This window comes from Micromonospora sp. NPDC049089, from assembly GCF_040648775.1.
Lineage (GTDB): Bacteria > Actinomycetota > Actinomycetes > Mycobacteriales > Micromonosporaceae > Micromonospora.
In genome coordinates this window covers 1-8,609 of the sequence record NZ_JBEZEH010000258.1, presented here as the reverse complement: position 1 = coordinate 8,609, position 8,609 = coordinate 1, and the positions used below count along the sequence as shown (strand labels likewise).

9 protein-coding genes are annotated in these 8,609 nt (G+C 72.6%); 4 read left to right on the top strand and 5 right to left on the bottom strand.

Translation table 11 applies throughout. The annotated features are described in order from the left end of the window. The first annotated feature begins 129 nt into the window (after positions 1 to 129). Positions 130 to 888: a Bax inhibitor-1/YccA family protein gene (locus AB0B48_RS29980; protein ID WP_355005641.1), complete on the top strand. Its 759-nt coding sequence runs from the start codon at positions 130 to 132 to the stop codon at positions 886 to 888. A 47-nt stretch (positions 889 to 935) separates the two neighbouring features. Continuing rightward, complete coding sequence (locus tag AB0B48_RS29975) at positions 936 to 1,256, top strand: hypothetical protein (protein WP_357207335.1); 321 nt, start codon at positions 936 to 938, stop codon at positions 1,254 to 1,256. Between the two features lie 12 nt (positions 1,257 to 1,268). Here AB0B48_RS29975 and AB0B48_RS29970 read toward each other — a convergent pair whose 3' ends face one another. The 3 genes from AB0B48_RS29970 to AB0B48_RS29960 form a co-directional block, all read right to left on the bottom strand. Next, on the bottom strand, positions 1,269 to 2,531 hold the full coding sequence (locus tag AB0B48_RS29970; RefSeq protein ID WP_357207333.1) for an acetyl-CoA C-acetyltransferase: 1,263 nt from the start codon (positions 2,529 to 2,531) through the stop codon (positions 1,269 to 1,271). Between the two features lie 77 nt (positions 2,532 to 2,608). Next, positions 2,609 to 3,421, bottom strand: coding sequence for an SGNH/GDSL hydrolase family protein (locus AB0B48_RS29965; protein ID WP_357207330.1), 813 nt, complete (start codon positions 3,419 to 3,421; stop codon positions 2,609 to 2,611). Continuing rightward, entirely contained in the window at positions 3,418 to 4,467 is a 1,050-nt protein-coding gene (locus tag AB0B48_RS29960; protein ID WP_357207328.1) for an SGNH/GDSL hydrolase family protein, read from the bottom strand. Before AB0B48_RS29960 ends, AB0B48_RS29965 begins: the two co-directional genes overlap by 4 nt. Positions 4,468 to 4,617: 150 nt before the next feature. Here AB0B48_RS29960 and AB0B48_RS29955 point away from each other — a divergent pair, with 150 nt between their 5' ends. Continuing rightward, entirely contained in the window at positions 4,618 to 4,974 is a 357-nt protein-coding gene (locus AB0B48_RS29955) for a YkvA family protein (RefSeq protein ID WP_112582466.1), read from the top strand. 73 nt (positions 4,975 to 5,047) lie between these two features. After that, entirely contained in the window at positions 5,048 to 6,418 is a 1,371-nt protein-coding gene (locus AB0B48_RS29950; protein ID WP_355005636.1) for a cystathionine beta-synthase, read from the top strand. A gap of 151 nt (positions 6,419 to 6,569) precedes the next feature. Here AB0B48_RS29950 and AB0B48_RS29945 read toward each other — a convergent pair whose 3' ends face one another. Together AB0B48_RS29945 and AB0B48_RS29940 are read right to left on the bottom strand one after the other, a co-directional pair. Further along, positions 6,570 to 7,079 carry a GNAT family N-acetyltransferase gene (locus AB0B48_RS29945; RefSeq protein WP_357207324.1) on the bottom strand — a complete coding sequence of 170 codons (510 nt, stop codon included), beginning with the start codon at positions 7,077 to 7,079 and terminating at the stop codon, positions 6,570 to 6,572. After that, the gene (locus AB0B48_RS29940; RefSeq protein WP_357207321.1) at positions 7,076 to 8,005 is read right to left on the bottom strand and encodes a ribonuclease Z; all 930 of its coding nucleotides are present in this window, start codon (positions 8,003 to 8,005) and stop codon (positions 7,076 to 7,078) included. The genes AB0B48_RS29945 and AB0B48_RS29940 overlap by 4 nt, the downstream gene beginning before the upstream one ends. Positions 8,006 to 8,609 lie beyond the last annotated feature (604 nt).

Genomic DNA, 8,609 nt, shown 5'->3' with positions numbered 1-8,609 from the left:
ACCGCGCCCCGGCCACGGCGCCGACGGGGGCCGGCGCCGCCGCTACGCACAAGGTCCACACCGCGGCGCCGCCGCCGGTCCGCCCGGGGCAGAGTGACTTCGGGGGGTACGCGGGCTAAGGAGGCGGCGGTGCGCAGCAACAACCCGGTGCTCAACCGGCTGGACGAAACCGGCCGGGTGGAGGCCCGGGTGCTCGGCGCCCGTGACGTCGAGCCGATGACCGTCGACGACGTGGTGGTCCGTACCGTCGGGTTGCTGCTGGTGACCGGCGCGGCCGCGGCGGTGTCCTGGGCGGTGATCCCCGACGCGGTGTGGCTGGGCGCAGCGCTGGCCGGCAGCGCGCTCGCCTCGATCGCGCTGGTCCTGGTCATCTCGTTGCGGAGGATCACCAACCCGGTGCCGATCGTCGGCTACGCCATCCTCCAAGGGCTGCTGCTGGGGGTGGCGAGCCGCACCTTCGAGCAGGTCTATCCGGGCATCGTGGTGCAGGCGGTGGCGGGTACCTTCGGCGTCTTCCTCGGCATGGCGGCGCTCTACCGGGCCCGGGTGATCCGGGCGACGCCCCGCCTGGCCCGCCTGGTGATCGGCACCCTGCTCGGCATCGCCGTGCTCAGCGTGGTCAACCTGGTGTCGTACCTGATCACCGGGCGGTCGGGCCTGGCGGTCTACAGCGTCAGCGGGCAGGTCGGCTGGCTGCCGTACGCCTTCTCGGTGGTGGCCATCATCGCCGGGGCGTTCAGCTTCATTCTCGACTTCGATCTCGTCGAGCGTTCGGTGCGGGACGGCCGAGCCCGTCGGTACGCGTGGCTGAGCGCGTTCGGCCTGCTCACCGGGTTGGTCTTCCTCTACTGGCAGTTGCTGCGGCTGCTCAGTTACCTGCGCCGCTGACCGGCCCGACCCGGACGCGGCCGGTGTCAGCCGTAGACTCGGCGGCGATGAGCGCAGCGGAGTTGGACAAGGCCGTGCAGTTGCTGGTCCGTCAGATCGCGCACTGGCAGCAGCCCCGGTGGGCGGCGGCCGCGACCGCCGGCAACGTGTCCCGCGCCGACCTGGTGCACCGCCTGGTGCAGGAGGTCGCCAACCTGGCCGCCGACGCCGAGGGGGAGCCCCGTCGGGTGGTGCCCCGGCTCGACAACGACCTGGCCCTACCCGATCAGTTGCGGGTGGTCACGGCGGACCTGCTGGCCGCCCACCCGGGGCCCGAGGCGCTGGCCCGGGCCGCCGCCGAGGTGACGGCGACCCGCAGCGCACTCTGAGGGCAGCTCGGCTCAGCTGAGCCGTTCGAGCACCATTGCCATGCCCTGACCACCGCCCACGCACATGGTCTCCAGACCGATGGTCTTGTCGTGCCACTCGAGTGAGTTGAGCAGGGTGCCGGTGATCCGGGCACCGGTCATGCCGAACGGGTGGCCGACCGCGATGGCCCCGCCCATCACGTTCAGTTTCTCCTCCGGGATGCCCAGCTCGCGGTAGGAGGGGATGACCTGCGCGGCGAACGCCTCGTTGATCTCGACGAGGTCGACGTCGTCGATGGTCATGCCGGCTCGGCGCAGCGCCTGCCGGGACGCCTCGACCGGCCCGAGACCCATGATCTCCGGCGACAGGCCTGTCACGCCGGTCGAGACGATCCGGGCCAGCGGGGTTAGCCCGAGTTCCTCGGCCCGCTGGGCGCTCATCACCACCACTGCGGCGGCGCCGTCGTTGAGGGGGCAGCAGTTGCCGGCGGTGATCCGACCGTCCGGGCGGAACACCGGCTTCAGGCCGCCGACCGCGTCGAGGGTGACGCCGGCCCGGGGCCCGTCGTCGGTGCTCACCACTGTGCCGTCCGGCGTGGTGACCGGGGTGATCTCCCGGGCCCAGAAACCGTCGGTGATGGCCTTCTCGGCGAGGTTCTGGCTGCGTACGCCGAACTCGTCCATGTCGGCGCGGCTGACGTCGTACACCTGGGCCAGGTTCTCCGCGGTCTGCCCCATGGACAGGTAGATGTCGGGCAGTTCGCCGGCCTCACGCGGGTCGGTCCACACCTCGGCGTCGCCCTGCGCGCGGCGCTTCGAGCGCTCAGCCGCCGTCCCGAAGCGGGGGTTCTCCCAGCGGCCGCCGACCAGGGCCTGCGCCTCGGGCGGCAGCCCGTCGGAGCTGCCCCGGGCGTAGCGGGAAACCATCTCCACCCCGGCGGAGACGAACACGTCGCCCTCGCCGGCCCGGATGGCGTGCATCGCCATCCGGGTGGTTTGCAACGAGGAGGCGCAGTAGCGGGTCAGCGTGGCACCGGGGACAGTGTCCAGATCGAGGAGGGTGGACACCACCCGGGCCATGTTGAAGCCCTGCTCGCCGCCGGGCAGGCCGCACCCGAGGTAGAGGTCGTCGATCGTGGTCGGATCGAGCGCGGGGATCTTGTCCAGCGCGGCCTGGACGATGGTCGCGGCGAGGTCGTCGGAGCGGACGTCGCGCAGTGAACCCTTGTGCGCCCGGCCGATGGGGGAGCGGGCGGTGGCGACGATGACGGCGTCGCGGGACGACTCAATCGGCATGGACCAACGTTAACCCGCCGGTAACATCGCGCGGAAGAAGCGGACGCGGCGGGAAATGTCACCCTGGCCGGGGCGATCTAGCGCCGGGTCGTGGCCGCCGCCGCAGCGACGATGGCGGGCAGCAGCGCGTGCGCCCACACCCGGTAGCCGTCGGCGGAGGGGTGGAAGCCGTCCTGGCAGAGCGTCCCGGCATCGGCCCGGAACACCGGCCCGGTCTCGGTGGCCAGGTCGACCACCGAGCCGCCCGCCTCCAGCACGGCAGTGGTCTGCGCGCGGGCCACCCGACGCCCGGACCAGCCGACCACCTGGCGCAGCGGAGGCGCGATGGCACGCACGGCCCCGAGGTCGGGGCAGGTGCCCACCACCACCTCGACACGCGCCTCGCGCAGGCGGTGCACCGCAGCGCCGAGATAGGCCGCCGCGTCGGAGGGCCGGCGCAGCCCGGTGGCGTCGTTCGCGCCGATCAGGATCAACGCCACGTCGGGCCGCTCGCCGAGCAGGGCCCGGGCCACCTGGGTGGCGAGGTCCGTCGAGCGGGACCCGGAGACGCCGACGCTGGACAGGTGCACCCGGCGGCCGGCCGGGCCCTCGGCGAGCAGGTTGGCCAACTGCCCGCCGATGGTGTCCTCCAGACGGTCGACACCCACGCCCAGTGCCGACGAGTCGCCCAGCAACACCAGCCGCAGCGGGGGAGCGCCCGCCCGGCCGATCGTGGCGCGCAGGGCAAGGCCGAGCTCCGGTTCGGCGTAGCGTCGGTGCCGGGCGATGAACGCCTCACCTGCGAGGACGGCGGCGCCCCCGACAGTGCCGGCGAACAGCGAGATCGCCGCCGCCCGACCCAGTCGGCCGGCGACGCCGGAGGTCACGCTCCGCGCGCTGCGCTCGTTCATGCCAGTCCCTCCACTGTCGAGGTGTCCGAGGCGGACCCGTGCTGCGGCACCGCGCCGACACCGAAGAACGCCCGTCGGCGCAGCTGCGCCCACCGGCCGGCCGGCCCCCGATCGCGGCCTCGCACCTGGACGCCGCTGACCTCCGTGCCGGCGTGTCGGGCCGCCTCCTGCGCGGCCCTCGGCAGCGACCGTACGCCGTCCCCGAGTGTCGGTGTGGCCCGTCTTTCCGGGGTCGCGCCGAGGGCGGAGAGCATCGTCGGCAGGAGCGCGGCGGCGGCCATCGCGTACCCCTCGGCGGAAGGATGGAACCGGTCCCAGGCGAACATCCGGGTCGGCTCGGCCACGAACCGGGGGCCGAGCAGATCACCGAGGGAGACCGTCCACCCGCCCGCCTCGACCACGGCCACCGTCTGGGCGGCCGCGAGCTGGCGGCTCCAGCGGTGCGCCAGCCAGCGCAGAGGCGGCTGGATCGGGCGGATCGCGCCCAGGTCGGGGCAGGTGCCGACGACCACCTCGCACCCCGCGTCACGCAGGGTGTGCACCGCCTCGACCAGGTAGCGCACCGCCAGGCCGCGCGGGGTGCGGTTGGTGATGTCGTTGCCGCCGATGAGGATCACCGCGATGTCGGGTCGGCACTCCAGCGCCGCCTCCACCTGGTGGCGCAGCGCCGCCGAGATGGCGCCGACCACCGCGAAGCGGTGCAGCTGCACCGGCCGGTGCAGTCGACGGGACAGGCCGGTGGCGAGCAGCGCCCCGGGGGTCTCCCGACGGCGGTGCACCCCGTAGCCGGCCGCCGACGAGTCACCGAGCACGACCATGGTCAGCGCCGGGCCGGGGAACTTCGCGCCATACATTCCGTCGCAGCGGGGCGGCGGCGCCTCGGCCATCGGGATGGTCCGTCGCGCCTGGCGGGCCTGGCCGACCAGCACCCCGCCGGTCGCCACCACGGCCGCCGCTGTGGCGCCCGTCCCGATGGCCGCCAGCAGGGCGACGCGCCTGGCCTGCCGCCAGCGCTCATCGGGTACGACGAAACCTGCCACCCCCATATCTCGACATTATCGCGCTGGCCCGACACACCGCTGTCGTCGTGACGGCACCCGGGTGCCTGGAAACCGACGCGACGGGGTACCTGGGTTCCAGAGGCCGGCCGACTTGCGCCGACCCGCCACGCTGATCCGGCGGAGAGGAGCGCGACGATGGGTAAGACACTGAAGCGCAGCGCGGCGTTCACGGCCCTGGCGCGGGCCCTGGCGGCCGGGGCGCGCAACGGGCCGTCGATCGGCACGCGGTTGGCAGCGCTGCCCCGGATGATCAGGGCCACCACCAAGGGGGAGTACGACGGCGGCCTTCGGCTGGCGCTGATGACCGCGGCGACGGCGTACATCGTCTCGCCGATCGACCTGCTCCCGGAGATCCCGCTGGCGATCTTCGGGCTGGCCGACGACGCGGTGATGGTCACCTGGTTGGCTGGCAGCGTGCTCGCCGAGACCGACCGGTTCCTTGAGTGGGAGGCCCGCCGCAGCTCGGTCATCCCCGGGGGGTTGGTGCCCTGACGACACGTACGCTGGGCGGTGAGCAATCGTCTTCCCGGTCGCCCACCGCCGGCGCCGCAACGAAGGGCACACCGTGCAGTACTACGACAACGTCGTCGACATGATCGGAAACACCCCGCTGGTGCGTCTGCGTAACGTCACCGAGGGCATCCAGGCCACAGTGCTGGCCAAGGTGGAGTACGTCAACCCGGGCGGCTCGGTGAAGGACCGGATCGCGCTGCGGATGGTGGAGGACGCCGAGGCCGCCGGCCTACTCAAGCCCGGTGGCACCATCGTCGAGCCGACCAGCGGCAACACCGGTGTCGGGTTGGCCCTGGTGGCCCAGCTCAAGGGCTACAAGTGCGTCTTCGTCTGCCCCGACAAGGTCAGCCAGGACAAGCAGGACGTGCTCCGGGCGTACGGCGCCGAGGTGGTGGTCTGCCCGACCGCCGTCGCGCCGGAGGACCCGCGCTCCTACTACAACGTCTCGGACCGGCTGACCCGGGAGATCCCCGGCGCCTGGAAGCCCAACCAGTACAGCAACCCGGCCAACCCGCGCTCGCACTACGAGACGACCGGTCCGGAGCTGTGGAAGCAGACCGACGGCGAACTCACCCACTTCGTGACCGGCGTCGGCACCGGCGGCACCATCTCCGGCATCGGCCGCTACCTCAAGGAGGCGTCCGAGGGTCGGGTGCGCGTCATCGGGGCCGACCCGGAGGGCTCGGTCTACTCCGGCGGCACCGGCCGTCCGTACCTGGTGGAGGGCGTCGGCGAGGACTTCTGGCCGGAAACGTACGACCGGGGTGTCGCCGACGAGATCGTGGAGGTCTCCGACAAGGCGTCCTTCGAGATGACCCGGCGACTGGCCCGCGAGGAAGGGCTGCTGGTCGGCGGTTCCTGCGGCATGGCGGTGGTCGCCGCCCTGGAGGTCGCCCGCCGGGCCGGCCCGGACGACGTGGTGGTGGTCCTGCTGCCCGACGGCGGTCGCGGCTACCTCTCCAAGATCTTCAACGACTCGTGGATGGCCCGGTACGGCTTCCTCGACAACTCGGGCGCAGAGCCGACGGTGGCCGACGCGCTGGCCAGCAAGCCGGGCGGGCTGCCCGAACTGGTGCACGTGCACCCGACCGAGACCGTCCGCGACGCGATCGACTACATGCGCGAGTACGGCGTCTCGCAGCTGCCGGTGCTCAAGGCCGAGCCGCCCGTGGTGACCGGTGAGGTCGCCGGCTCGATCGCCGAGCGGGACCTGCTCGACGCGCTGTTCACCGGCCAGGCCCACCTGCACGACACGATCGAGCGGCACATGGGCGACCCGCTGCCGATGATCGGCGGCGGTCAGCCGGTGAGCGAGGCGGTGGGCATGTTGGAGAAGTCCGACGCCGCGCTGGTCCTGGTCGACGGCAAGCCCAAGGGCGTCCTGACCCGCCAAGACCTCCTGTCCCACCTGGGAGCCCACTAACCCCGCCCCCCGCCCCCGCCCCGCCCCCGCCCCCGCCCCGCCGATCTTGCACTTACTGTCGCCCGAACGCGGCTCTTGTCAGGTTTTGTCCCGACAGGAAGTGCAAGATCGCCGTGGGTGGGGTGCGAGGGCGGGGGTGGGGTGGGGTGGGTTAGAGGGGGCGGGTGTAGCGGATCTGGGGCGTTAGGGCGTTGCCTATGTGTTCCGCGCGCTCGGCGCCGGTGGGGGTCCAGCCGCCGCGTTCGTAGAAGGAACGGGCGTGGGCGTTGTCCCGCAGCACCCAGAGCACCGCGCGCCGCCAGCCCTGCGCCCGCATGGCGTCCAGGGCGTCCACCATCAGGGTGCGGCCGACGCCGCGGCCCTGCTCGGCAGGGTCGAGGTGGATCGCGTTGAGCAGCCCGGTGGCGGGGTCGTCCTCGTCGTCCGGGCCCAGGTGGCTGAACCCGACCAGCGTCCCGGCCCGCTCGGCCACTGTCATCCGGTGGGTGTCCCGCTCCCAGATCCACCGCTCGACCCAGTACCGCCCCATCGCCTCCGGTGTCGGGTCGGCCAGTGCCTCGGCCGGCACGAAGGCGGAGTACGCGGCGACCCGGGAGCGCTGGTGCAGGGCACCCACCGCCATCAGGTCGCCTTCGGTCGCGGGGCGGAGCGTGACGGTCACCCGGCCGAGGCTACCCGGCGGGGCGGAACCTGCACCGTGGTCAGATCCTCGGCGATGATCAGTTCGCCGTCGAAGTGCGCGCGCGCCTCGTCGTGGAACCGGCGTGGGTCGGGATAGCGCTGGGAGAAGTGGGTGAGCACGAGCCGGCGTACCCCGGACTCGGTCGCCACCCGGGCGGCCTGCGCCGCGGTCAGGTGACCGACCTCGGCGGCGAGCGCGGCCTCCGACTCCAGGAACGTCGACTCGATGACCAGCAGGTCGGCGTGCTCGGCGAGGGCGTACACCCCGTCGCAGAGGCCGGTGTCCATCACGAACGCGAACCGCTGCCCCGGCCGGGGCACGCCCACGTCGGCCCGGGTGACGCGGCGTCCGTCGACGTCCAGGTGCCCGACGCGGATCAGCTCGCCGACGGCCGGCCCGGCAATGCCATACGCGGCCAGCTTCTCCGGCAGCATCCGGTGCCCGTCCGGCTCGACCAGCCGGTAACCGTACGTCTCGATGGGGTGCCGGAGCCGGCGTGCCTCCAGCGTGCCGCAGCGCAGGGCGATCCGCTGCCCGTCCGCCTCGACGGGCTCGACCCGCAGCTCGGCGGTCTCGTAGAACGAGGTGGCATACCGCAGTCGGGCGAAGTATTCGGCGCCGCCGGCGGGAAAGTGCACAGCGACCGGGTGGGCCACCCGGTCCAGGGAGAGCCGCTGGATGGTGCCGGGCAGGCCCAGGCAGTGGTCGCCGTGGAAGTGGGTGACGCAGATCCGGGTCAGGTCGGTGGCGGTGACGGTGGTGTGCAGGAGCTGGCGCTGGCTGCCCTCACCCGGGTCGAAGAGGATCACCTCGTCATCCCACCGCAACACGTACCCGTTGTGGTTGCGCTGACGGGTCGGCGCCTGGCTGGCCGTCCCCAGCACCACAAGCTCGCGCATGGACATCGCCACTCCCGCGGATATGGAGCGACCCCCGGGGCGCTCCGCGCATGTGCGCGGGCCGGCTGGACTTGGCCGGCACCCCGGGGGTCGGGTGGCTGTCGTGGATTCGCCGCACCGCTGCCACACGGTCTCGACGATGGTGCTTTTGCCCGCCTCGCGGCAGACCGATCACTGTCGAGGACAGCGGCTAGCTGACAGCCACCTCACGAGTCCGATTGCTATACAAGTCTGGACCACCTCCTTTCACGTGTACGGCCACGTTATCGAGTTCTCGTCGGGCTCGGCAACGGATTTCGATCACAGGCCGAACGGGAATGCCCGGACACCTCCGGGGGTGGCCGAACGGCGGTGGCTCAGGTGGCGAAGGTCGGATCGGCGTACCCCATCGCCCTCATCTTCGCCGCAGTGAATCGGCTGCCGGCCCGACCCGCTGCGACTCCTCTTCATCGAGGTGGCGGGCGATGGGCTCCAGAAACACGTCCATGCCGTACGGGTCGCAACGGGTTGGAGCCGCACAGCCGTGGGGGGGGGGGGGGCCCCCCCGCCCCCCCCCACCGCGGGGGGGTCGGGGTCGGGGCCCCGCCGCGGGCCCCCCGCCCCCCCCACC